The sequence below is a fragment of the Devosia sp. genome, from assembly GCF_024707125.1.
Lineage (GTDB): Bacteria > Pseudomonadota > Alphaproteobacteria > Rhizobiales > Devosiaceae > Devosia.
The window spans coordinates 767,702-790,984 of sequence record NZ_JANQAH010000009.1; the positions used below are offsets into that span (position 1 = coordinate 767,702).

Annotated in this window: 21 protein-coding genes and 1 pseudogene; 17 read left to right on the plus strand and 5 right to left on the minus strand. The window is 61.8% G+C overall.

Annotated features, from left to right (window positions below):
* Positions 1-151 precede the first annotated feature (151 nt).
* The 14 genes and pseudogenes from NVV77_RS13810 (at position 152) to NVV77_RS13875 (ending at position 13,542) form a co-directional block, all read left to right on the plus strand.
* The gene (locus NVV77_RS13810; RefSeq protein ID WP_035079531.1) at positions 152-535 is read left to right on the plus strand and encodes a RidA family protein; all 384 of its coding nucleotides are present in this window, start codon (positions 152-154) and stop codon (positions 533-535) included.
* A gap of 213 nt (positions 536-748) precedes the next feature.
* Positions 749-1,528: an SDR family oxidoreductase gene (locus NVV77_RS13815; RefSeq protein ID WP_295414228.1), complete on the plus strand. Its 780-nt coding sequence runs from the start codon at positions 749-751 to the stop codon at positions 1,526-1,528.
* Positions 1,525-2,586, plus strand: coding sequence for a D-TA family PLP-dependent enzyme (locus NVV77_RS13820; protein WP_295414229.1), 1,062 nt, complete (start codon positions 1,525-1,527; stop codon positions 2,584-2,586). The genes NVV77_RS13815 and NVV77_RS13820 overlap by 4 nt, the downstream gene beginning before the upstream one ends.
* A complete protein-coding gene (locus NVV77_RS13825; protein WP_295414231.1) occupies positions 2,537-3,139 on the plus strand; it encodes a DNA-3-methyladenine glycosylase in 603 nt (200 codons plus the stop codon). The genes NVV77_RS13820 and NVV77_RS13825 overlap by 50 nt, the downstream gene beginning before the upstream one ends.
* Positions 3,140-3,341: 202 nt before the next feature.
* Positions 3,342-3,509 (plus strand): annotated as a pseudogene (locus NVV77_RS13830) (plasmid stabilization protein); the annotation flags it as partial.
* 86 nt (positions 3,510-3,595) lie between these two features.
* Positions 3,596-5,443: a DNA helicase RecQ gene (gene recQ / locus NVV77_RS13835; RefSeq protein ID WP_295414233.1), complete on the plus strand. Its 1,848-nt coding sequence runs from the start codon at positions 3,596-3,598 to the stop codon at positions 5,441-5,443.
* Positions 5,436-6,416, plus strand: coding sequence for a heparan-alpha-glucosaminide N-acetyltransferase (locus NVV77_RS13840; protein ID WP_295414234.1), 981 nt, complete (start codon positions 5,436-5,438; stop codon positions 6,414-6,416). Before recQ ends, NVV77_RS13840 begins: the two co-directional genes overlap by 8 nt.
* A 59-nt stretch (positions 6,417-6,475) precedes the next feature.
* Positions 6,476-7,777: a hypothetical protein gene (locus NVV77_RS13845; protein WP_295414236.1), complete on the plus strand. Its 1,302-nt coding sequence runs from the start codon at positions 6,476-6,478 to the stop codon at positions 7,775-7,777.
* 130 nt (positions 7,778-7,907) lie between these two features.
* Positions 7,908-8,672 carry a sulfite exporter TauE/SafE family protein gene (locus NVV77_RS13850; RefSeq protein ID WP_295414238.1) on the plus strand — a complete coding sequence of 255 codons (765 nt, stop codon included), beginning with the start codon at positions 7,908-7,910 and terminating at the stop codon, positions 8,670-8,672.
* Positions 8,673-8,772: 100 nt separating this feature from the next.
* A complete protein-coding gene (locus NVV77_RS13855) occupies positions 8,773-9,684 on the plus strand; it encodes a LysR family transcriptional regulator (RefSeq protein WP_295414240.1) in 912 nt (303 codons plus the stop codon).
* Positions 9,685-9,866: 182 nt separating this feature from the next.
* Positions 9,867-10,790, plus strand: coding sequence for a siderophore ABC transporter substrate-binding protein (locus tag NVV77_RS13860; RefSeq protein WP_295414242.1), 924 nt, complete (start codon positions 9,867-9,869; stop codon positions 10,788-10,790).
* A 55-nt stretch (positions 10,791-10,845) separates the two neighbouring features.
* A complete protein-coding gene (locus NVV77_RS13865; protein WP_295414244.1) occupies positions 10,846-11,808 on the plus strand; it encodes an ABC transporter permease in 963 nt (320 codons plus the stop codon).
* Between the two features lie 94 nt (positions 11,809-11,902).
* Complete coding sequence (locus tag NVV77_RS13870; RefSeq protein ID WP_295414471.1) at positions 11,903-12,787, plus strand: iron chelate uptake ABC transporter family permease subunit; 885 nt, start codon at positions 11,903-11,905, stop codon at positions 12,785-12,787.
* Positions 12,784-13,542, plus strand: coding sequence for an ABC transporter ATP-binding protein (locus tag NVV77_RS13875; protein WP_295414245.1), 759 nt, complete (start codon positions 12,784-12,786; stop codon positions 13,540-13,542). Before NVV77_RS13870 ends, NVV77_RS13875 begins: the two co-directional genes overlap by 4 nt.
* 41 nt (positions 13,543-13,583) lie before the next feature.
* Here NVV77_RS13875 and NVV77_RS13880 read toward each other — a convergent pair whose 3' ends face one another.
* From NVV77_RS13880 to NVV77_RS13900, 5 genes are all read right to left on the minus strand, one after another.
* Positions 13,584-15,326 (minus strand): PAS domain S-box protein, encoded by a 1,743-nt coding sequence (locus tag NVV77_RS13880; RefSeq protein WP_295414247.1) that lies wholly within the window; start codon positions 15,324-15,326, stop codon positions 13,584-13,586.
* Positions 15,327-15,330: 4 nt separating this feature from the next.
* A complete protein-coding gene (locus tag NVV77_RS13885; RefSeq protein ID WP_295414249.1) occupies positions 15,331-16,164 on the minus strand; it encodes a TIM barrel protein in 834 nt (277 codons plus the stop codon).
* Between the two features lie 208 nt (positions 16,165-16,372).
* Positions 16,373-17,203 (minus strand): amidohydrolase, encoded by an 831-nt coding sequence (locus NVV77_RS13890; RefSeq protein ID WP_295414250.1) that lies wholly within the window; start codon positions 17,201-17,203, stop codon positions 16,373-16,375.
* A gap of 66 nt (positions 17,204-17,269) precedes the next feature.
* Positions 17,270-18,307: an agmatine/peptidylarginine deiminase gene (locus NVV77_RS13895; RefSeq protein WP_295414252.1), complete on the minus strand. Its 1,038-nt coding sequence runs from the start codon at positions 18,305-18,307 to the stop codon at positions 17,270-17,272.
* Between the two features lie 133 nt (positions 18,308-18,440).
* On the minus strand, positions 18,441-19,274 hold the full coding sequence (locus NVV77_RS13900) for a MurR/RpiR family transcriptional regulator (protein ID WP_295414253.1): 834 nt from the start codon (positions 19,272-19,274) through the stop codon (positions 18,441-18,443).
* Positions 19,275-19,366: 92 nt separating this feature from the next.
* Between NVV77_RS13900 and NVV77_RS13905 the strand changes: the two genes are divergently transcribed.
* The 3 genes from NVV77_RS13905 to NVV77_RS13915 all read left to right on the plus strand — a co-directional run bounded on the left by NVV77_RS13905 (position 19,367) and on the right by NVV77_RS13915 (position 23,231).
* Positions 19,367-20,137: an N-formylglutamate amidohydrolase gene (locus NVV77_RS13905; RefSeq protein WP_295414255.1), complete on the plus strand. Its 771-nt coding sequence runs from the start codon at positions 19,367-19,369 to the stop codon at positions 20,135-20,137.
* A gap of 42 nt (positions 20,138-20,179) precedes the next feature.
* On the plus strand, positions 20,180-21,724 hold the full coding sequence (locus tag NVV77_RS13910; protein ID WP_295414256.1) for an amino acid permease: 1,545 nt from the start codon (positions 20,180-20,182) through the stop codon (positions 21,722-21,724).
* A gap of 148 nt (positions 21,725-21,872) precedes the next feature.
* On the plus strand, positions 21,873-23,231 hold the full coding sequence (locus NVV77_RS13915) for a glutamine synthetase family protein (protein ID WP_295414257.1): 1,359 nt from the start codon (positions 21,873-21,875) through the stop codon (positions 23,229-23,231).
* Positions 23,232-23,283 lie beyond the last annotated feature (52 nt).

Sequence of the window (23,283 nt, forward strand, 5' to 3'; positions counted from 1 at the left end):
TCGGCAATTGTGACACTAGCATATCGTTTGCAGGGCTTCACGTAAGAAATTTACATTCTTTGGGGTGGCGGACGGGGGTTTTGGGTATATTTTCGGCCAATCCTGCGCCAAAAGAGTAATAGAATTTCATTTTGCCTCAGAGGAGGGCCTCATGCCCATCAAGCGTTATGGCGCGGAAAAGTCCGGTGCCGGTGGCCAGAACCTGCCTTTCGCCCGTGCCGTGGAAGCCGGCGGCTTTCTCTATGTTTCGGGCCAGGTGGCCATGAAGGATGGCGAGATCGTCAGGGGTGGTATCGTTGAAGAGACGCACCTGACGATCAAGAACGTGCTGGCCATTCTTGAAGAGGCTGGCTACGGGCCGGAGCATATCGTGCGTGTCGGCGTGTGGCTGGATGACCCGCGGGACTTCTGGAGCTTTAATGGCGTCTACAAGAGCTATTTTGGCGAGCATCCGCCGGCCCGCGCCTGCGTGCAGAGCCGCATGATGGTAGATTGCAAGGTCGAGATCGACTGCGTGGCGTATAAGGGGCCGTGAGGCCTCTCTTTTGCACTGAATGCGCTGCTCCCTGTAGTGTCGTCATTGCCGGGCTTGTCCCGGCAATCCATCTTGGGGAGGCCCGCCATCCTGTGGATGGCCTGCCATTCTGCGAATGGCGTGGACCACCGGGACGAGCCCGGTGGTGACGATGGTGGAGATATCGGGGATGGCGCGCGAGGGGTGCGCACTCCCAGGACTAAGGGACAAGACATGACGCAAACCTCCCCCTTCCGGCTCGACGGAAAGACCGTGCTCATCACCGGGGCCGGTGGCGGCATCGGGCGGTCGCTCGTGGCGGTGTTTCACGAGGCGGGCGCCAACATAGTCGGTGCCGATCGTGAGGCAGGCTTGCTCGATGGGCTACCGCTCGTGCGAAAAGTGCTGTTTGACCAGGCTGATATGGCCGGGACGCGGGCTGCGGTTTCGGCCGATATTTTAGCGCATGGCGTCTATGATGCGGTGGTTGCCAATGTCGGGTTCACCCGGGCCGAGCATTTTGGCATGGTCGATGATGCCGTCTGGGCCAGCGAACTCAATATCAATCTCAATGGCGCCTATGCGCTGACCGATCCGATCATTGCCGCCATGGGCATACTAGGTCGTGGCGCGCTGGTGTTCATCTCTTCGGTTAATGCCATGGGTCACTATGGCAACCCCGCTTATTCGGCGGCCAAGGCCGGCTTGGTTGCCTATGCCAAGGGTATTGCTGTCGAGCGTGGGGCGGAAGGTGTGCGTGCCAATGTCGTGGCACCGGGTTCGGTGCGGACGCCGGCATGGGATCATCGCCTTGCGGCAGATTCGACCCTGCTCGACAATGTGCTGCCGCACTATCCGCTGGGACGCATGGTCACCCCTGTGGAAGTGGCCAACGCCGCGCTGTTCCTGTGCTCGGATGCGGCTTCAGGGATTACCGGCACGCTGTTGCCGGTCGATGCCGGGCTGACAGCGGGTAATCTCAGATTTGTCGATGAAGTGCTGAGGGGCAAATGACCTCCATTTTTGAACTCGAAACCCCGGTTGTCCTTGTCGATTTGGACAAGGCCGAAGCGAACCTGAAAAACGCGCAGGATGCCGCCGACAAGGCGGGGATCAAGCTCAGGCCGCACATCAAGACCCACAAGCTGCCGCGCTTTGCCAAGCGCCAGGTGGAACTGGGCGCGGTTGGGATTACGGTCCAAAAACTGGGCGAGGCCGAGGTGATGGCCGATGCCGGGCTGGCCGATCTGCTTCTTACCTTCAACATCATTGGGGCGAAGAAGCGGGCGCGGCTGAGGGCGCTGCATGAGCGGGTGACCATTCGCGTCGTTGCCGATAGCGCCGAGACAGTGGCGGGGCTGGCCGAGACATTTGTCGATGCCGGCAAGCCACTGGGTGTGTTCGTCGAATGCGATACCGGCATGGGGCGGTGTGGTGTGCAATCGCCCGCCGCAGCGCTGGAGCTGGCGAAGAAAATCGTTGCGGCGCCGGGGTTGAGCCTTGCCGGGTTGATGACGTATCCGGCTGCGGGGAAATATAAGGAAGCCCAGCAGTGGCTGGCTGATGCCAAGGCGCTGTTCGACAGCGCGGGTGTGGCTCTGCCGGAGATCACGACGGGCGGTACGCCCGATATCTGGCACATGGGCGAAGCGGGCGTGGCGACCGAATATCGGCCGGGCACCTATATTTATATGGATCGCTCGCAGGTTGTGGCCGGCGCCGCGACTTTTGAGCAATGCGCGCTGACCGTGCTGGCAACGGTTGTGTCGCGGCCGACGGATGGCCGGGCCGTTATCGATGCCGGAACCAAGACGCTGACCAGCGATCTCTTGGGTATGCAGGGGCATGGCTATGTCGTGGATTTCCCCGATGCCAAGATCGTCGGGCTGAGCGAGGAGCACGGCACGCTAGATGTGTCGGCTTGTGCGGTTAAGCCGAAAATTGGGGACGTGATCCGCATCATTCCCAATCACTGCTGCCCGGTGAGCAATCTCTTCGAAACGGTCACACTGGTGCGTGGGGATGAGGTGCTTGAGACGGTGCCGGTGGCGGCGCGGGGGCGGGTGGACTGAGCGCGTGCTCACCCGCGCCTTCTTTGACCGCCCCGTGCTGGAGGTCGCGCCGGAACTGATCGGCGCGACTTTGCTTGTTGATGGAGTGGGTGGGGAAATCGTCGAGGTGGAAGCCTATGACGACAGCGATCCGGCCTCGCATAGTTTTCGCGGGCCGACGCCGCGGAATGCCGCCATGTTCGGGCCGGCGGGGCATGCCTATCTCTACAAGATCTACGGCATCCATTTTTGTCTCAACTTCGTTTGCCGGCCGGGGAGCGCCATCCTGATAAGAGCGCTGCGGCCGACGACGGGGTTTGACGCCATGCACGAGCGGCGGGGCGGGGTGGTCGACAAGCAGCTGTGCTCGGGGCCGGGAAAGCTGGCCGAGGCGCTGGGGCTCGATCTCATGCAGAATGGCTTGGCGCTGGATGAAGAGCCGTTTCAATTGCTTGCCGCGACCGCGCCGCGTGAGGTGGCGACTGGGCTGCGCATTGGCATCACCAAGGGCGTCGAGACGCCTTGGCGGTTTGTCGAACGGGGATCGCCCTATCTCAGCAAGCCGCTGAAATAGTCACCTTGTGATCGCGCGCCGCGCAACCGGCCTTTGCCCCATTCGTTCCACTCTGACAAAGGATAGCGCGCGTCAACCGGACGCGGTGGTATGAGGAACGGGCAGGTTTTTCCGGTTTCCCGCCCGGCCAACGAAATGGCAGCCGAGCCTCTGTCCCACCCGCGCTATGCCTTCGTTCCTTTTGGAAGTGAAGGAGGCAGAAATGCCCCAAGGCGATAAATCCGCCTATACCGACAAGCAGAAGCGCAAGGCGGCGCATATCGAGGAAAGCTACAAGGAGCAGGGCCTTTCCGAGGATGAAGCGGAGAGCCGCGCCTGGGCCACGGTCAACAAACAGGATGGCGGGGGCAAGAAGTCGGGCTCGGGCCGGGCGCGGAGGAAAGCAGCGACGCATCACTAGGTGATAGTCGCCACTGGCGTGTTGCGCGCGGGTGAGTCGCGTGATTCAAGAGAGGCGTGCAAGCGCTCGACTCAATTGACCTGTTTTCGCCCCACCGTGCCGAGCGGCCGACCCCGCTCGAGGTTTTGCGCGACATTTTTGGGCACAAGCAGTTTCGCGGGCAGCAGGATCAGGTGATCGACCAGCTCGTCGCCGGCGGTGACGCGGTGGTTCTGTTCCCGACGGGCGCCGGCAAGTCGATGTGCTTCCAGATTCCGGCCATTTGCCGCCCGGGCGTCGGCATTGTGGTGTCGCCGCTGATTGCGCTGATGCGCGATCAGGTGGAGGCGCTGAAGCAGGCGGGCGTTGCGGCGGCGGCGCTCAATTCTTCGCTCTCGCCGGAAGAGGCGAGTTTGGTGCGCCGGCAATTGCGGTCCGGGGAACTGGACCTGCTCTATGTGGCGCCGGAACGGGTGGCGACGCCGGGCTTTGCCAATATGCTTTCGGGCGTCGATATTGCGCTGTTTGCCATCGATGAGGCGCACTGCGTGAGCCAGTGGGGGCACGATTTCCGGCCGGAATATCGCGAGCTTATTCACCTGGTGGAACTGTTCCCCGGCGTACCGCGCATTGCGCTGACGGCCACGGCCGATCCGACGACACGCGAAGATATTATTGAACGTCTGGGGCTCGAACAGGCCAAGGTTTTTACCACCTCGTTCGATCGGCCGAACATTTCCTATTCCATCGTCGAGCGCGACAAGCCGCGCGAGCAGCTGCTCGATTTCCTTTCCGGCCACAAGGGCGAGAGTGGCATTGTCTATTGCCTCAGCCGCGCCAAGGTCGAGGACATGGCCGACTATCTCTCGGGCAAGGGGATCCGGGCGCTGCCCTATCATGCGGGCATGTCGGCAGAACTGCGCAGTGCCAATCAGGATGCGTTCTTGAAGGAAGAAGGCCTGTGCCTCGTGGCGACGGTGGCCTTTGGCATGGGCATCGACAAGCCGGACGTGCGCTATGTGGCTCATATGGATCTGCCGGCTTCGATTGAGGCTTACTACCAGGAGACTGGGCGCGGTGGGCGCGATGGGCAGCCAGCCGATGCCTGGATGAGCTATGGCATGGCCGACGTGGTGCAGCGTCGGCGCATGATCGACGAGGGCGGGGCGCCCGACGAGGTGAAACGCCTCGAACACGGAAAACTCAATGCGCTGCTCGGCGTCTGCGAAACGGCGGAGTGCCGGCGCAAGGCCATTCTCAACCACTTTGGTGAGGCGCATGCCGGCAATTGCGGCAATTGCGATACCTGCCGCTCGCCGGTGGAAAGCTGGGACGGCACCGAGGCGGCGATCAAGGGGCTGGCGGCGATTTTCCGGACTGGCCAGCGTTTTGGCGCGGCGCATGTGATCGACGTGCTGGTGGGCAAGGAGACCGAGAAGGTCCAGCGTTTTGGCCACCAGAACCAGCCGGTGTTCGGGCAGGGTCGGGAGCTCGATGCCAAGGCGTGGCAATCGGTGCTGCGGCAATTGACGGCCATGGGTCTCATTGTCGTCGATCATGCCAATCACGGCGCGCTGACGCTGGGCGAAGGCGCGCGGGCGGTGTTCAAGAAAGAGCGCAGCGTAACGCTACGGAAAGACCGGCCGAAAAAGGCTGTGGAAGTGCGGCGGCAGCTCAGCAAGGCGGTCAATCTGCCAGAGCATGCGCAGGGGCTTTTCGATGCGCTGCGCAGCGAGCGGCTGAAAATCGCCAAAAGCCAGGGCGTGCCGCCCTATGTGATTTTCCATGATGCGACGCTGCGCGCCATGGCGCTGGCGCGGCCGACGCATCCGCATGACATGCTCAATCTGCCCGGTGTCGGGCAGGGCAAGCTCGATCGCTATGGCGAGGCGTTTTTGGCGGTGGTGGTGAATTTCGATGGCTGAGGTTGGGAAGCGAACGCGTCTTCCGGTCATCGACATTGCCCGTGGCGTCGCCATTCTCGCCATGGCCTTTTATCACCTCTGTTGGGACCTCTGGTATTTCGGGTTTCTGGCGGCCGATGTGGGATTTGATCCGCGCTGGGTGTTTTTTGCCCGCTCGATCCTGGCGAGTTTTTTGTTCCTCGTTGGTGTGGGCCTCGTGCTCGGGCATGGCGAGGGGATACGCTGGAAAAGCTTTTGGCGGCGCTGGCTTTTTGCCTTTGCCGGGGCCGTGGCGATCACAGTCGGCACGCTGATCGCCTTCCCGGAGAGCTTTGTCTACTTTGGCGTGCTGCATGCCATTGCGCTCTTCATGCTCATGGCCCTGCCGTTTCTTTTCGTGCCGGTGGTGGTCGTGGCGCTGGTGGCTTTGGCTTTCATCCTGCCGCCCTTCTTCTTTGCCGATCCGCTGTTCAACGAGAAGATTTTCTCCTGGCTCGGCTTCTGGGTGACCCCGCCCATCACCAATGATCTCGTGCCGGTTTTCCCGTGGTTCGGAGCGGTGCTGATTGGCGTCCTGGTGACGCGGCTGGGCAAGACCGCGCTCCTGCCGAAGCTGGCGACTATCCAGCCGACCGGAAAACTGCCGCGAGGCTTTGCGTTTCTGGGGCGCTGGAGCCTGCCGTTCTATCTTATCCACCAGCCGATCTTGCTGGCGGTGATCGTGCCGCTCTCGATGTTCTTCGGTACCCAGGATGCGCTGCGCGAGCAGGATTTTCTGCGCTCGTGCCAATCGACCTGCGAAAGCGCAGGAACCACGGCGCAGATGTGCACGACCTATTGCCAGTGCGGGCTTGAAGGGCTCGACGCGGACGACCTTTGGGATGCGGTCTATACCGGCGTGCTGAGCCCGGAGCAGCAGACAAAGCTCGACGAGAACAACCGGCAATGTTCGGCACTGATCTATCCCGAATTGCTCGAAGCACCAGCGCAATAGCAATTGTTCAGGCGCAGTTCAGGGCGCCGTGATAGGGCAAGGGGCAGAGGAGCCCTGCCATGCGCCACGCCGCCTTCCTGCTCGCCCTGTTTGCCGCCACCCCCGCATTGGGAGATGAGGTCCGCACCTTTCTCGGCACGCTCAATGGGCGAGAAATTCTGGTCGAACTGACTGATGCGAAGAGTGGACCGGTGGTGGGGCGCTACACATTCAAGGACACCGGCGGCGATGTGCCGCTGCTGGCCGTGTCGCAGGAGGGCAATGCCTTTGCGCTCTATGAGGAAGCGCCCTGCGACGAAACCACCTGTGAGACCGACGACGAGGGCAAGGCGGTCGATCCGCCGCTCGCCGCCGTCTGGGAGCTGACCTATGACCCGACGGAATACATGGCCACGGGCAAGCGCACGACGCTGGACAGCAAGCCCAAGACCGTCGATCTCACGCTCGAAGTGCTCGCCTGGCGCGACCTCGACTCGTCCGAGACCCTGACGCCCTTTGGGCTTCATGATCGTTCCGCGGCCCTCGGTTTCCATGAGGGTGCCGCGCTCGACTGGAGCGCTGCACCCTATGAAATGAGCCTGCTCGACGTTGAATTCGACGAAGGGCCCGAACAGGCGCTCGGCGACGCGACTTTTCGCGACGTGACCGATCCGCGCACCAAATTCGCCTTTCCGCGCGTGACGGCTTTTGCCGATGGCGCGCCGGTCGACAAGGTCAATGCCATCCTGTCCGAACGTCATGGCCGGATGAACCTTTCGGCTTTCGATTGCCTCGCCTTCCGCTATGCGACCTATGGCAAGGGCGAATATATGGGCTCCATGGGCGGCACGCTGGGCGACTATGACGGCGAGCTGGTGACCCTGAGCTATGCTTCGCCAAAACTGGTGAGCTGGGTGCAGTCGGGCAGTCTCTGGTGCACCGGGGCGCATCCCTACAATCACATCGACAGCTATACCTTTGACGTCGAGACCGGCGAGCCGCTCGATCTGGCCAAGGTGTTTTCGGCCTGGGTGCCGCGCGAATGGGGCGCGGCGGCCGATGAGGTTGCCGATGCCGAGGCGGCCGCGGCCAATCCGGATGCCTACTTCTGGGGCCCGAGTTTTGGCCTTATCGCTTATGTGCGGGACAACATCCCCTCCGATCTCTTCGATGCCGAGCTTGCGTCCGAATGTATCAACCCTCAAGCCATTGCCGAAAATCTCGACATCCGGTTCAGCGAGCGCGATGCGGTGACGTTCACCCTCTCGGGCTTTCCCCACGTCATATCGGTATGCAATGGCGATCTGTTCTCGGCGCCGCTGGATGAGGTGAAGCAGTTTTTGGGCAAGGGGGCTGCGGACTATTTTCCGGGGATATTGTAGTTTGATCGTGCCTCCCGTTTACCCCCACCCTTGATCCCTCCCCTTTGTAGGAGAGTGAGGGTGGGTGAAGGGTGCCAAAGAAGCCGGCCCGGCATGACCCCTTGCCAAAGCATCGCTGGCGACAGGGGCAATGCTCGGTCATTTAGATGTCATGTCCCCGCTGCTCTTTGCCATTATCGCCCTAGCCACTTTCTGCACCTCGATCCTGTCGGGGATTTTCGGCATGGCCGGTGGAATGATTCTGCTGGCGGCACTGATGACTGTGCTGCCAGTGGCGACGGCCATTGCGGTGCAGGGGGTAATCCAGCTTGTTGCCAATGGCTCGCGCGCCATTTTCTCCCGCCAATATATCGACTGGCGGATTCTCGGGACCATCTGTCTGGGATTGATCACCGCGGCAACGCTGCTGTTCATCGTGCGCTATACGCCCGATTTCATCACCGTCTGTATCGCCGTGGGGCTGATGCCGATCCTTGTCTGGATTCCCAAGGACTGGCTGGCGCTCGATGCCAGCAAGCCGCTGCACGGCTTTCTCTGCGGTTTCTTCGGGTCAGGGCTCAACCTTGCGGTGGGCGTTGCCGGACCGACCATCGACATCTTTTTCATTCGGACCGAGATGGATCGCCGCACGGTCATTGCCACCAAGGCGGCAGCGCAGGTGCTTTCGCATGGCGCCAAGATCGTCTTTTATGGCGCTGTGGCTTCGGCTGTGGGTGTTGGTGACTGGGCCATTGCCCTCATTGCCGCGCCCTTCGCCATTCTCGGCACCAATGTCGGCTACCGCATCCTGCAGCGGCTGACCGACGACAATTTCCGCAAATGGACGCGCTGGATCGTCACCGGCATCGGCCTTTTCTATCTTTCGCGTGGGTTGATGGCGTTGGCCGCTGGCTAAACCCCTCATTTGCGGGCTTACGCACAATCAAATGCCCAAAAATACGCCGAGTGGTTTTGAACTCCCGCAATCGCCCTCTATGGTGCGCGTGGGAGACGACATGGCACCTTTCGACAGCGTAACCGCGCGACTTATCCTGCTTTTGGCTGAAACGGGCTCGATCGGCCGCGCCGCCGAGCGCGAGGGGATCGCATCTTCGGCCGTCAGCCGGCGCGTGTCCGATCTCGAAGCGCGGCTGGGCGTGGTGCTGTTCGATCGTTCGGCGCAGGGCGTCAAATTGACCAGCGCCGGCGAGGCCTATGCCGAAGGCTGCCGCACGGTTCTGCGCTCGATTGCCGATCTCGATGCCGTCATGGCCGAATTTGGTTCGGGCCTGCGCGGGAGCTTGCGCCTCGCCTCGACCGGCTCGGCGCTGACCGGTCGCCTGCCGGAATTGCTTGCCCGCTATGCCCAGAAATTTCCGGGCATCGAAATCGCCATTGCCGAAATGGGCGCCGCCAAGGCACTCCTGGCGCTCGACGAGGGCCGGGCTGACGTGGCCATCGTTTCGGACAATTACGATTTTGCCCGTTTTGACATCAGGCCTTTCGAGGATGAACGGGTCTGGGTGCTGGCGCCGCCCGATCACCCGCTGGCAAAGCAGATCGAGCCGCGCAAGGCGATCTCCTTCGATGCGGCGCTGCCCTATGCCATGGTCGGGGTGCATCATACCGGTTCGCTCGACCGCCTGCTTTCGGAGGCGGCGAATGCCAAGGGGCAAAAACTGACCGAAACGCTGCGGGTGGAAAGTTTTCCCGCGCTGGTGCGCATGGTCGAGGCCGGCTTTGGTATCGGCTTCCTGCGTTCGACGAGCCTGCATCTGCTCGCGGGCACCGACCTTGTCTGCGCGCCGCTGGCGGAAAGCTGGGCCATGCGGCAATTGCTGGTGGCGCGACGCAAGTCGAGCCCGCTCTCGGCGGCAATGAAGAGCTTTATTGCGCTCTGCGCCGAGACATACGCACCCTCCAGCTGAAACGTTTTCGCAACGGGCTGCGTAAACCACGCAAAATAAAAGCGATTCTAATCTGACAAAAGTCTGATTGGCTGCGTCATATTTTCCTTTGACTCGCCCAAATGTGCTGGCTAGGAACCTTGATAAGCGCTGTCAGGATTTCGATGGCGTGTCCCTTGATGCAAACCGATTGGATCGTTCCCGTGACATCGCTTTTCCGCACCACTGCATTCGCCGCGGCCCTCTTTGCCAGTGCCGCTGTGCTCGCCCCTATGGCTTTTGCCCAGGACAAGGTGATCACCCATGCTCAGGGTGAAACCACGCTGACCGGCGTGCCGGCAAAAGTGCTGGTGCAGGACTGGGCCGTGTTCGACGATCTCAACGCTCTCGGCGTAACCGTTGCCGGCGTGCCGTCGTCCAACGCGCCGACCTATCTCGGCGACAAGATTCCGGCCGATGCAATCCAGATCGGTTCCCTGTTCGAGCCCGACTTTGAAGGCATTGCCGCTGCAGAAGCCGATGTCTATTTCATCGCTGCCCGGTCGCGCGAAGCCATCGGCACCTCCAAGGACATTCTGCCCACCATCGACCTTTCGGTCGACAACGGCTCCATCGTCGAAGGCGTCAAGAAGAACATGACGACGCTCGGCGACATCTTTGGGCTCGAAGCCAAGGCAACCGAACTCAACGCCGCGCTCGACGCCAAGGTCGCTGAAGTGAAAGCTGCGGCCGAAGGCAAGGGCAATGCCCTGGTGCTCGTGACCAATGCCGGCAAGCTCGGCGTCTATGGCCCGGATTCGCGCGTCTCCTGGATCTACAACGAAGTGGGCATGCCCTCGGCGCTCGATGGCGTGAAGGACGGCGACCATGGTGGTGACTCCGTGTCGTTCGAATTCCTCCTCGAAGTGAACCCGGACTGGGTGTTCGTGGTCGACCGTGATGCCGGCACCGGCGAAAACGCTGGCGCTGCCCAGGCCCTGCTCGACAACGAACTCTTCAACCAGACGACGGCCGCCAAGGAAGGTCACATCGTCTATGTCGATCCGCAGGCCTCCTACATCTCCATGCACGGCTACCAGGGCGTGCTGCTGCTGCTCGACCAGGTTCTGGCTGGGCTGAATAGCTAAAGACTAAACAGGTGGCCGGAGCGATCCGGCCACCGGCTTTGCTTAAGGCCCCTCCTTGCGCATTCTGCTTCTTGCCTTTCTCGCGACGCTGATCCTGGCTTTCATCAGCCTCTTTGTCGGCGTCAGCGATGTGTCGCTGTCCGCTTTGCTGTCGGGCACGGCGGATGCGCGCGCTGTCGAAATCTTCTTCATCAGCCGCGTACCGCGCACCCTGGCATTGATGCTGGCCGGCGCCTCCATGGCCATTGCCGGTCTCGTCATGCAGATGGTCGTGCGCAATCGCTTCGTCGAACCGTCCACAGCGGGGACGAGTGAGTCGGCAGCTTTGGGTTTTCTGGTCGTTACGCTTCTGGCGCCTGAATGGCCGCTGATGGCCAAGATGGCGGTTTCGGCGCTCTTTGCGCTGGGCGGCACGGCCCTGTTCCTGCGCATCCTGCGCGCGGTACCGCTGCGCGATGTGCTGCTGGTGCCGCTGGTCGGCATCATGCTCGGCGGTGTCATCGGTGCGGTGAGCGCCTTCATTGCCTATCGCACCAATCTCATGGCCTCGCTGCTCGCCTGGAACATGGGCGATTTCTCGGGCGTCTTGCGCGGGCGCTATGAACTGCTCTGGCTCGGCCTTGCCGGAGGCATTCTCGCCTATATCGCGGCGGATCGCTTTACCGTTGCCGGCATGGGCAAGGATTTCACCACCAATCTCGGGCTCAACTACAAGCGCGTCATGGTGCTGGGGCTGGTGATCGTTTCCGTGGTCAGCGCCGTAGTGCTGGTTTCTGTGGGCTCGATCCCGTTCCTGGGGCTGATCGTGCCCAATCTCGTCAGCCTCGTCGTCGGCGACAATATGCGTCGTACCGTGCCTTGGGTGGCGGTGGGTGGTGCTGGCTTTGTGCTCGCTTGCGATATTGTCGGGCGTTTGATCCGCTTCCCCTACGAAATCCCGATTGCCGTGGTCATGGGTGTCGTGGGTAGCGCCGTGTTCCTCTATCTCCTGCTGAGGACACCGCGCAATGCAAGCTGACCTGGCTCTCGACGTGGAAAAGAAACGGCTGTCGCGGCCGGCTTTGGTGCTGATCGCGCTTGGTGTTGCCGCGCTCGTTTCCATCGCGCTGTTCATGACGCTCGATGCCAAGGGGAGCTGGAGTTTCGTGCTCTCCTTCCGCGGCAAGAAACTGCTCTCGCTGGTGCTGGTCGCCTATTCGGTGGCGGTGTCGACGGTGTTGTTCCAGACGGTTACGAACAACCGCATCCTGACTCCCTCGATCATGGGGTTTGATGCGCTCTATGTGCTGATCAAGACGGCGGTCGTGTTCTTCTTCGGCGTTTCGGCGCTGGTGTCGATCGATAGCCAGATCCAGTTCGTCGTCGAACTCTTCGTCATGGTCGGCTTTTCCTTCCTGCTGTTCCGCTGGCTGTTTCTGGGCGAAGAGCGGAGCCTTCATCTGCTCGTGCTGGTCGGCATCGTCTTTGGCATTCTGTTCCGCAGTCTTTCCCAATTGATGCAGCGCATGCTCGATCCCGGCGCCTTCAATGTGTTGCAGGATACGCTGTTTGCTTCGTTCGCGACGACCGATCCGACCTTGCTTGGCATCGCGACTGTGATCGTTGCGATCACCAGCTTTGTCGGCTGGCGGCTGATGCACACCTATGACGTGCTTTCGCTCGGGCGCGCGCAGGCGATCAATCTTGGGGTCGACTACAAGCGCACGGTCGCTGTTATTCTGGTGCTGGTCGCCATTCTGGTGTCGGTGTCGACGGCACTGGTGGGGCCCGTCACCTTCTTTGGCCTGCTCGTGGCGACGCTGGCGCATTCGCTGATCGGCAATTCCAAGCATCGCTATGTGCTGCCGGCCGCGGTCCTGCTCGGTATCATTGCGCTTGTCGGCGGGCAGACCCTGCTGGAGCGCGTCTTTGCCTTCGATACGGCCCTGTCCATTATCATCGAGTTTCTGGGCGGCCTCGTTTTCATTGTCCTGGTGCTGCGGAGATCGGCCCGATGATCATCACCTCCGATGTCAGCAAATCCTATGGCGAAAGCACTGTTGTCGACGGCGTGTCGCTGAGCCTGCCCAAGGGCGGCATCACCTCCATCATCGGGCCCAATGGCGCGGGGAAATCGACGCTGCTCTCCATGGTCAGCCGCTTGATGGCGATGGACAAGGGCTCGGTGACCGTCGACGGGCTCGATGTCAGCAAGACCCCCGGCGATGTGCTGGCGCGGCGGCTTTCGATCCTGCGGCAAGACAATCACATGACCGCGCGCCTGACGGTGCACGATCTCGTCTCCTTCGGGCGCTATCCCTATTCCAAGGGGCGGCTCAATGCCGACGACAAGGTGCATATCGATGAAGCCATCGGCTATCTCGATCTCACCGCCCTGTCGGGGCGGTTTCTCGACGAGCTTTCGGGCGGGCAGCGGCAGCGGGCTTTTGTGGCCATGGTGCTGTGCCAGGACACGGACTATGTGCTGCTCGACGAGCCGCTCAACAATCTCGACATGAAGCATGCCATGGGCATGATGAAGCTGTTGCAGCGGGCGGCGAGCGAATTGGGCAAGACCGTCGTGCTGGTGCTGCACGACATCAATTTCGCCTCCTGGTACTCCACCCACATCGTCGCCATGAAGCATGGCAAGGTGGCGGCGCAAGGGTCGGTAGGTGAAATGATCCGGCCCGACGTGCTTTCTTCCATTTATGAAATGGATATCAAGGTGCATGAAATCGGCGGGCAGCTGATCAGCGTTTACTACGGCTGATCCGAGATCAGCGTTTACTACGGCTGATCCGAGATCAGCGCTTATTGCGGCTGATCGACGGTCATTTCCGCAAAGCACACGACCTGGCCGCGACCGCCGGCCTTGGCCGCATAGCAGGCAGCATCGGCCTCGCCGAGATAGCCAAGGCCCGATTCCGAGCGCGATTTTATGACGGTGACGCCAATGCTGGCGCCGATCCGATAGAGGCGGCCATTCCAGGAAAAGGCGAGCGAGGCGATGGCGCGCACGATCTTTTCGGCCACCTTGCGGCCATTGGCGAGCGGGCAGTCTTCCAGCAAGACGGCGAATTCGTCGCCGCCGAGGCGCGCCGCGAGATCGTGGCCGCGACAGGCGCCGCGAATGGTTTCAGCCACCTGCTTGAGGAGCGCATCGCCCGCGGCATGGCCAGCCGTGTCATTGACAGGCTTGAACCGGTCGAGATCGACATAGAGGAGGCAATGCTGCCGCTGCCCATCGCGCGCCGAGGTCATGGCGGTGCTCATGGCGCGATCAAAGGCGGCGCGATTGGGCAGGCCCGTGAGCACGTCGTGGCTGGCGGAGTGGACGAGCTGGCGCTGCAGGGCGCGGCTCTGGGTAATATCCTGGAAGACGAGGACTGCACCCGAAACCTTGCCATCGGGCGTGGTGACGGGCGAGGCGGAACAGCGGATGTCGCGGGCCTGGCCATCGCGCGACACGAGGACCACTTCGTCTTCCACTTCCATGGCCTGTCGATGGGTGAGGCAAGCGACCGCCGGGCAGGGCGCCGCCTCATTGGAATGGGCATGGCGGAGAGGAAAGACGGCCTCGGCTAAAAGACCCTTGGCCTCGGCGGCGGAAAAGCCGGTAAAGCGTTCGGCGGCGGGATTGATGAAGGTCACGCGGCCTTCGCCGTCGGTGGCGATCATGCCATCGGCAATGGCTTCGAGGGTAACGCGCAGGCGCTCCTTTTCGGCCGCCAGCTCCTGCTCCACGGTTTTCAGATAGGTAATGTCGGTATCGGTACCGATGGTGCGCAGCGGCTCGCCGCCCTCGTCCCATTCGACCGGGCGGCCGCGGCTGAGAATCCAGATATAGCGGCCGTCGCGGGTCAGCTCGCGATATTCAAGCGCGTCGAAACTATTGTCGCCCTGATCCTGCCGGTGGACATTGGCCATGACATGGGGGCGATCCTCGGGGTGGATGCGCTGCAGCCACTTGACCTGATCGCCATCGACCTCTTCGTCGGCCGGAATGCCGCGCATCTTTCGCCACATGCGCGAATAGAACATCGTATCCCTGCGGATATCGTGATCCCAGACACCCTGCCTTGCACCTTCGAGCGCGTGGTTCCAGCGACTTTCCGAATAGGCGAGGGCCTCTTCAGCACGCTTCTGCAATTCTATGCTGGTGACCTGCAGGATCAGGCAATCGGGATGGCCGTCATCGTCCGTCGAGAGGGCGGCGGCGAGCATGACCCAGATCGGGTGCCCATCGGCATGGATCAGGCGATGTTCGCCGCGATAATGGGCGGCTTCGCCGCGCGCGAGGCGCACCAGATGTTGCCGCGCCGCGCCGGTATCGTCGGGGTGGATGAGGCCAAAACCATCGAGATTGTGACCGACCTCAAATTTGTGGCCGAGTAGGCGGGTAAAGGCGGGATTGAGATAGCGCACCGCGCCATCGAGCCCGGTAACCAGCATGCCGACCGGCGCGATTTCGGCAAGGCGCGACAGCACCGGCACGGCGCGCTGGGTGCGCCGTGGCCGTGTCACGCGCCGTTGCGCAACGCGCACGAGGCTCATGCCATCAAACCTCGATGAGCGAGAGGATGAAATCGCGTTCGAGCGCCAGGCCCGCCCATTCGTGCGGCTGGTCGGCGTCGAAGATCAGCGTGTATGGGCCCCTGTAGCCGGCCTCTTCGGCCGCCCCGACGCAGGCGCCGTAATCGGCCTCGTCGAGCTGGCCACCGACAAAGCTCGCCTTGGCGTGGCAGAGTTCGGCGCGAGCAAAGATTGAGGCGAGATCCTCGTACTTGCTGTCGCCGCCCCAATTGCCGAAATCGCCCAAAAGGCCGACCTTGCCTTCGAGCCGATCGAGCACTTCGTGCACGGTTTCCGGCGTCGAAAGCAGGTCGAACCAGTTTTCTGTCACCAGCCGCACCGATGATCCGGCATTGCCGGCGGCGAGGCGTTTGAGCGCAGCGACGGAGTGGTCGATATTGGCCCTGGTGGGCTTTTGCTTGCCGGCAATGATGCGGGCATTTTCGGCGCCGAGTTCATTGGCAACGTCGAGCCAGCCGGCAATCCAGGCTTCGTCACGGGCGCCATTCTCGGGATGGGTGATGTCCCCGGCGTCGATCAGCAGCGTCTGCAATGTCACTTCCGAGACCTTCAGCTGGTCCTTCAGTTCGGCCAGATAGATGGAGTCGCGGCTGCGCATGTGGAAGGAGACGATCTCCACCCGGTGATAGCCATGATTGGCGAGCACCGAGGGTAGGCCAAGCAGCGACTCGCTGCCTTCTCCATAGGTGTCATCGCCCGGTCCAATGGCGCTGGTGGTCAAATCATGCGGATAGGTCGTGCCCAAAAGGCGATGCAACGACCAGGTGGAGACCGCGATGCGGTCAGCACTCTGGGCCATAAAGTCTCTCCCCAATTCCTCCTTGTGCAGAATCTCACGCACTTGGAGGGGCTGCAATACAATTTGTTATAGCGACAAACGATTAGGGTCGGCGACGTTCACCTGACACTCGCCTGCAAACGCCAGCGCTCACGTACCAACGTACGCTCCGCTCGGGTTCTCGCAAGCCGCCATTTTCGGCTGAGCGTCAGGTCAGCGTCATCCGACCCTACGCCACGCGATAGATGCGCTCGGCATTGCGGGAAAAGAGCTTTTCCTGGTTCTCGGTGGTTTCGCCCGCAACAATCTCGCGTGCCGCTTCGACCCAGCGGGTGAGCGAGCCGGTAAGGGTGACGACCGGATGGTCTGAACCCCAGACGACGCGGTCCCACCCAAAACTGCCGATGACATGCTCGACATAGGGGCGCAGGGTTTCATGGGTCCAGTCCGGATCGCAGTGGTTCACGATGCCCGAAACCTTGCCCATGACATTGGGCAGGGCGGCGACTTGCTTGAGACTCTGCCGCCATGGGTCGAGGCCAATGCCATTGATGTCAGGATTGCCGCAATGGTCGAGGATGAAGGTCACTTCTGGCACGCGTTGCGCCAGCGCGACGCCGAGATGCAACTGATCGGCGCGAAGGCAGATGTCGAAGGTGAGGCCGTGCTGGGCGAGAAGCCGCAGATTGTCCGCGAAGAGTTGGGGTTCGCTGACATCGTCCGGCACTTCGTGGAGAATGCGGCGCAGGCCTCTTATCCGGCCTTTTCCAACAGCGAGCAGTTTTTCGAGCTGGGCCGGAAAATCGGGATTTTCGGGACGGCAGGCGGCGATGGCGCCGGTGATGCCGGGGAGGCCGAAGACGAATTCGGTCTCGGCCAAAATATCGGCTTCGGCGACGTCCACCTCCATATGGAGCGCGGCTTCGATGCCCAGTGGCTTTGCCTCGGCCCAATAGGCCTCCACGCTCCACGGCTTGTTGATGGCCGGAGCATTGCCGAGCCAGGGATAGGAAAGCCGGTCGGGATAGATGAGGTGAAGGTGGGTGTCGATAATGCGCATGGTCGTCCTCCTGCGCCCTAGCTAGCAGAAAATTGCGGCGTTCACAGGGGGATGGTTACCCCGCACTCAGAGAGGCTGTTGCTGTGTCGTGCAGTGGATGCCGCCGCCCCCGGCGGCAATGGCATCGATGTTCAACTGCACGATCTCTCGATCCGGAAACAGCTTTTGCAGCGTGTCATGGGCATGGCCATCGGCGTCGTCGTCGCCGAACTCGGGGGCGATCACGGCGCCGTTGCAGAGATAAAAGTTGATATAGCCCGCCGCGAAATCGTCGGTCTCAAATTCCTCCCGCACGATTGAGGGGCCGGGCAGCGCGACCACTTCGAGGCTGCGCCCCTGGGCGTCGGTAGAGGCCTGCAATATTTCCAGATGTCGCTTGGTGACAGGGTGATCGAAGGAATCCGGGTCGAGATCAAGGCCAGCAACCACAACGCCGGGGCGCGCGAAGCGGGCATAAAAATCAGTATGGCCGTCGGTAATGTCCTTGCCCCTGATCCCGGGCAGCCAGAGGATCTTTTCCAGCCCGAGAAGCCGGGACAATTCGGCCTCGCACTGCTCCTTGCTGACGCTGGGATTTCGGTTCGGGTTCAGTACGCAGCTTTCGGTGAAGATTGCCGTGCCCTGGCCATCAACCTCGATGCCGCCGCCTTCGAGCACGAGCCTGGTATTGAGGACAGGTGCCTGCGCTTCCCCGGCAACGAAGCGCGCAACCTTGGCGTCGCGCGCATGGGCCTGCTTGTTGCCCCAGCCATTGAAGTTGAAATCGACGCCGCTGAGCTTGCCCGCCTGATCCCTCACGAAAACGGGTCCGGTATCACGCATCCACAGGTCGTCGATCGGCATGACGATCAGGTTCACTGAGGGGCCGCAGAGGTCCGAGGCGAGGTCGAAGTCTTCCTGCCGCACCAGCATGTTGACCGGCTCATAGACGGCGATCGTTCTGGCAATGGTGGCGAGGTTTTCCCGCACGTCCGGCAACAGGTCGCGGCCCCAGATTTTTGCACTGGGGCCGAAAGCCATCCAGGTTGCGGCATGCGGATCGCCTTCATCGGGCATGCGCCACGAAGCGCCGTTGCTCTGGGCGAAGGTGGGAGGAATGCTCATCAGCGACGCGCCTCCGGCCAGCACTGCGCCGGACAAATAGAGACTGTCCCTAATAAATGCCCGACGCGTGTGCATGATGTTTTTCATCGCAGACGAGTAGCAACGGATGGAAGCACGCGCAACAAACGAGCGCCTACTCGCCCTCCAACGCTCCGATGCGTTCGCTGGCCGTCTCCCAGCCCAGTTCCGTCACCCTTGCAATGATCGCCTCCACCAAGCCCAGCAATACCGCATTGGCGTCCCAGGTGCGGCCGGTTTCGGTGCGGCATGGGAGGCAATAGCGGGCGTGGCGGGCTATGGGGCTCAGCCACTCGTCGGTGATGAGGACGATGTGGGCTTTTCGCCGGGAGAGCGTGTGGGCAATGTCGAGCATGGCCGGATCGTAGCGGCGGACGTCGAAGAGGATGGCGAGGTCGCCCGGTTTGACGTCGATAAGCTGGTCGGCCGAGGTGGCCGGCCGCCCGTCGAGGCGGCGGATGCCGGGGCGGATGAGTCGGAGATGGGCTTCAAGATACCCGGCGAGAAAGTCGGTAAAGCGGCCGCCGGCGAGGTAACAGGCCCGCTTGGTTTCGGCAAGGCGCCGGCAGACGGTCTCGAATTCGCCGGGCGAGATCAGGGCCGCGGTTTCTTCCATGCGGCGGGCCGACTGGGCGAGGAAGGCCGAGAGATAGGGCGCTTCGCCGGCATGACCCGGGGGTGTCGCGCCCCGCTGCAGCGGGGATTTCGAGCGCTCTTCCAGCTCTTCGCGCAGGGCGCGCTGGAAATCGGGATAGGATTTGAAGCCCAGTTGCGCCACGAAACGCACGATGGTGGCGGCGCTGACCCCGGCACCCGCAGCGAACTCGGCGACCGGCGCGAGGCCGAGCAGCGGATAATTGCCCAAAAGCCCGCGCGCGGCCCTTCGCCCGGCAGCGGTCAGCTGCTCGTCGAGATCGTGAATCCGCGCGGCGACGGTCTTGCCCTCCATTCGGCCCCCTGAATTCTGCGTTTCAATATTGACACAGATTATGGTTGTGGAACTACTGTTACAGAAATTGATCGCTTGCCTATAGAGGGAATATGGACAGCGAGGCGCAGAAATCGGTTCTGGTGACCAATGCGCGGGGGGCTTCGCCCTTCGTCCTGCTGTGCGACCACGCCTCCAACCGTATTCCCGAGCGCTATGGCGATCTCGGCCTGTCGGCCAGCGAAAGGCTGAGCCATATCGCCTGGGACCCGGGCGCGTTGGCAGTGAGCCGGGAACTGTCGGCACTGCTCGATGCGCCGCTGGTGGAATCCACCGTGTCGCGCCTCATCATCGACTGCAATCGCGCCCTCGATGCGCCGGACCTGATCTGGACGCTTTCAGAGCGCACGCGCATTGCGGCCAATGAAAACATTACACCTGAAGAACGGGACTATCGTATCGCCCAGTATCATCGACCCTTTCACGGCGCTATCGACGTCCTGCTCGAAGCGCGCCGCCATGCGGGCGTCGAGACCATCGTGGTCTGCATGCATTCCTTTACCCCCGTCTTTCTGGGCAAGAAGCGCCCCTGGCCCATCGGCGTCATCCATGGGCGGGACGACCGCTTTACCCGCGCTTTTCGCGATGCCATGGCGGCGGAGCGGCCCGAACTCAATATCGGCTGGAACGAGCCCTATGCCGCGCTCAATGGCGTGACCCTCACGCTCGAAAAACACGGCGACGGGCGCGGGCTCGAAGCCACCATGATCGAAATCCGTAACGACGAAATTCTCTCGCCAGACGGGGTCGGCCAATGGGCCGGCCTCATCGCGCGGAGCCTGCAGCATGCGCGCGAGGCGCGACAACAGGCCCGGACGCATTAGGCGGGACACACAGGGTTCAGCATAACCAAGGGGACAGGGACCATGGCTGATACCAAGAAGGTGGGAAGTGTCGCTTATGCGACACGAGACAAGTCGTATTTCGAAAAGCGGGGGCTGCAGCGCTATGCTGGCATCTGGTCGCTTTGGGCGCTCGGCGTGGGCGCGGTGATTTCAGGCCATTTTTCCGGCTGGAACTTTGGTTTTGCCACCGGTGGCTGGGGCGGCATGCTGGTGGCCGGCGCCATCATCGCCGTGATGTATCTGGGCCTCGTTTCCTCCATTGCGGAAATGAGCCCGGCACTGCCGCATACCGGGGCGGCCTATTCCTTTGCCCGCACCTCCATGGGCCCATGGGGCGGCTTCGTCACCGGGCTTTTCGAGAATGTCGAATATGTGCTGACCCCAGCGGTGATCGTCACCTTCATTTCGGGCTATTTTGGTTCGATCACGGGCATGGATACCGCGCTCTATCCGATCCTCTGGATCGTCTTCTTCGCGGTGTTTCTGGCGCTCAACATCTATGGCGTGGCGCTGAGCTACAAGGTGACGCTGGTCGTCACCCTGATCTCGCTGGCTGTGCTGGTGGTGTTCTGGATCTCGGCCATTCCCAACATGGATTTTGGGCGCTGGGCGCTCAATATCGGGGTTGGCGAGGACGGCAAGGCGGTCGAATTGCCCGATGGCAACGGCTCCTGGTTCCCGTTCGGCTGGCAGGGTGTGCTCGCAACGCTCCCCTTTGCCGTCTGGCTGTTCCTTGCCATCGAGCAGGTGCCGCTGGCCGCCGAAGAATCGGTCGATCCCAAGCGCGATCTGCCGCGTGGCATTCTGCTCGGATTTGCGACGCTCCTCCTCTCGGCCTTCATGATCGTGCTGCTCAACCCATCGGTGAACGGCATCGGCAGCTTTGCGCTCGGTTCTTCGCTCGAACCGCTGCTCGACGGCTTCCGGGCCATCTATGGCGATGCGGGTGCGGTGGTGCTGGGGCTGGTGGCGCTGACGGGGCTTATCGCCTCGTTCCACACCATTCTCTATGCGCAGGGGCGGCAGGTCTATTCGCTGAGCCGTGCCGGCTATTTCCCTTCGGGGCTGTCGGTCACGCATGAAAAGTACAAGACCCCGCATGTGGCCATGATTTCGGGCGCGTTGCTCGGCCTCGCCGTCATGCTGGTGATCTGGTTTGCCAATGGCGGCGGCGGCTCGGGGGAAACCCAGCTCGGCGACGATCTCATCGGCACCGTGCTGCTCAATATGGCCGTGTTCGGCGCCATGCTGAGCTACATCATGCAGGGGATCAGCTTCATCCTTCTGCGGCGTAACCAGCCCAATATCGAACGCCCCTTCCGCTCGCCGCTCGGCGTGCCCGGGGCCACGGTGACCATCATCATCGCCACGGTGACGCTGTTCTACCAGCTGCAGGATCCGAACTTCTTCAAGGGCGTCATCTGGGTGATCGCCTGGTGTGCGGTGGGCATCATCTATTTCGCCCTGGTGGGGCGCAACAAGCTGATCCTCTCGCCCGAAGAAGAGTTCGCGCTTGAGCATCGCGGCGATGCCGCGGTGGCGGCGGCCGTGGCACCAAAGGCCTGACCAAATTGGGAAGGCGCGGCACCGCTGCGCCTTCCATCCACAACGTCATTCCCGCGAAAGCGGGAATCCCAGCCGCCGCAAAGGGAGATTCCCGCTTTCGCGAGAATGACGCGGTGCTTGGGGAGAGACAGAAACTGAGGGAATAAAATTGAGCTATTCGCTCGACACTCTTCGCGCAGACGTCGCCGCCGGGCGCATCGACACGGTGCTGGTTGCCTTTCCCGACATGCAGGGGCGGCTGATCGGCAAGCGTTTTCAGGCGCAGTTCTTTCTCGATGGCGCCATGGATGAAACCCATGGCTGCAATTACCTGCTGGCCGACGATATCGACATGGAGCCGGTGCCCGGCTACGCGGCGGCAAACTGGGGCAAGGGCTATGGCGATTTCGTCATGAAGCCCGACCTTTCAACGCTGATGAAATGCACCTGGCTTGAAGGCACAGCACTGGTGCTGGCCGATCTCGTCGACCACCATCATCACGAACCCATTCCGCATGCGCCGCGCAGCATTTTGAAGAAGCAATTGGCGCGGCTGGAGGCGCTGGGGCTTTCGGCCAATTTCGCCAGCGAGCTGGAATTCTATCTCTTCGACGAGACGTTCCGCTCGGCCCATGAGAAAGGCTATCAGAACCTGACGGCGGCCGGATATTACATCGAGGATTACCACATCTTCCAGACCACCAAGGAAGAAGGGGTGATGCGGGCGCTGCGCAATCAGCTGCATGCCTCGGGCATTCCGGTCGAAAACTCCAAGGGCGAATGGGGGCCGGGCCAGGAAGAAATCAACGTCCGCTATGCCGAGGCGCTCACCATGGCCGACCGGCATGTGGTCATCAAGAATGCCACCAAGGAAATCGCCTTCGGCCAGGGCAAGGCCGTCACCTTCATGGCCAAGTGGGCTTATGATCTCGCCGGGTCTTCGGCGCATATCCATATGTCGCTGGCAAAGGGCGGAAAGAACCAGTTCGTCGACGAGAGCGACGCGTTGGGCATGTCGGGGCTGATGAAGCATTTCATGGCGGGTCTTCTTACCTATGCCGGCGACATCACCTATTTCCTTGCGCCCTATATCAATTCCTACAAGCGCTTCCAGGTTGGCACTTTTGCGCCGACCAAGGCGATCTGGAGCAGTGACAATCGTACGGCTGGCTTTCGGCTTTGCGGGGAAAACACCAAGGGTGTGCGGGTTGAGTGCCGCATTGGTGGTGCCGACCTAAACCCTTATCTCGCCTTTGCGGCGCTGCTGGCGGCGGGCTTGAAGGGGATCGAGGACAAGCTCACGCTGGAACCGGCCTTTTCGGGCGATGCCTATTCGGGCGAAAAACTGCGCGAGGTGCACAAGACTCTTCGCGACGCGGTGGCGGCACTGAAAGGCTCAAAAATGCTCAACGAGGCTTTTGGGGCCGAGGTGGTGGAGCACTATGTGCACACGGGCAATTGGGAACAGTTCGAATATGATCGCCGCGTGACTGACTGGGAGCGCAAGCGCGGGTTCGAGCGGAGCTGAAGAGGTCCGTTTGCAGCAACACCCATGGTTCGCCGTCATTGCCGGGCTTGTC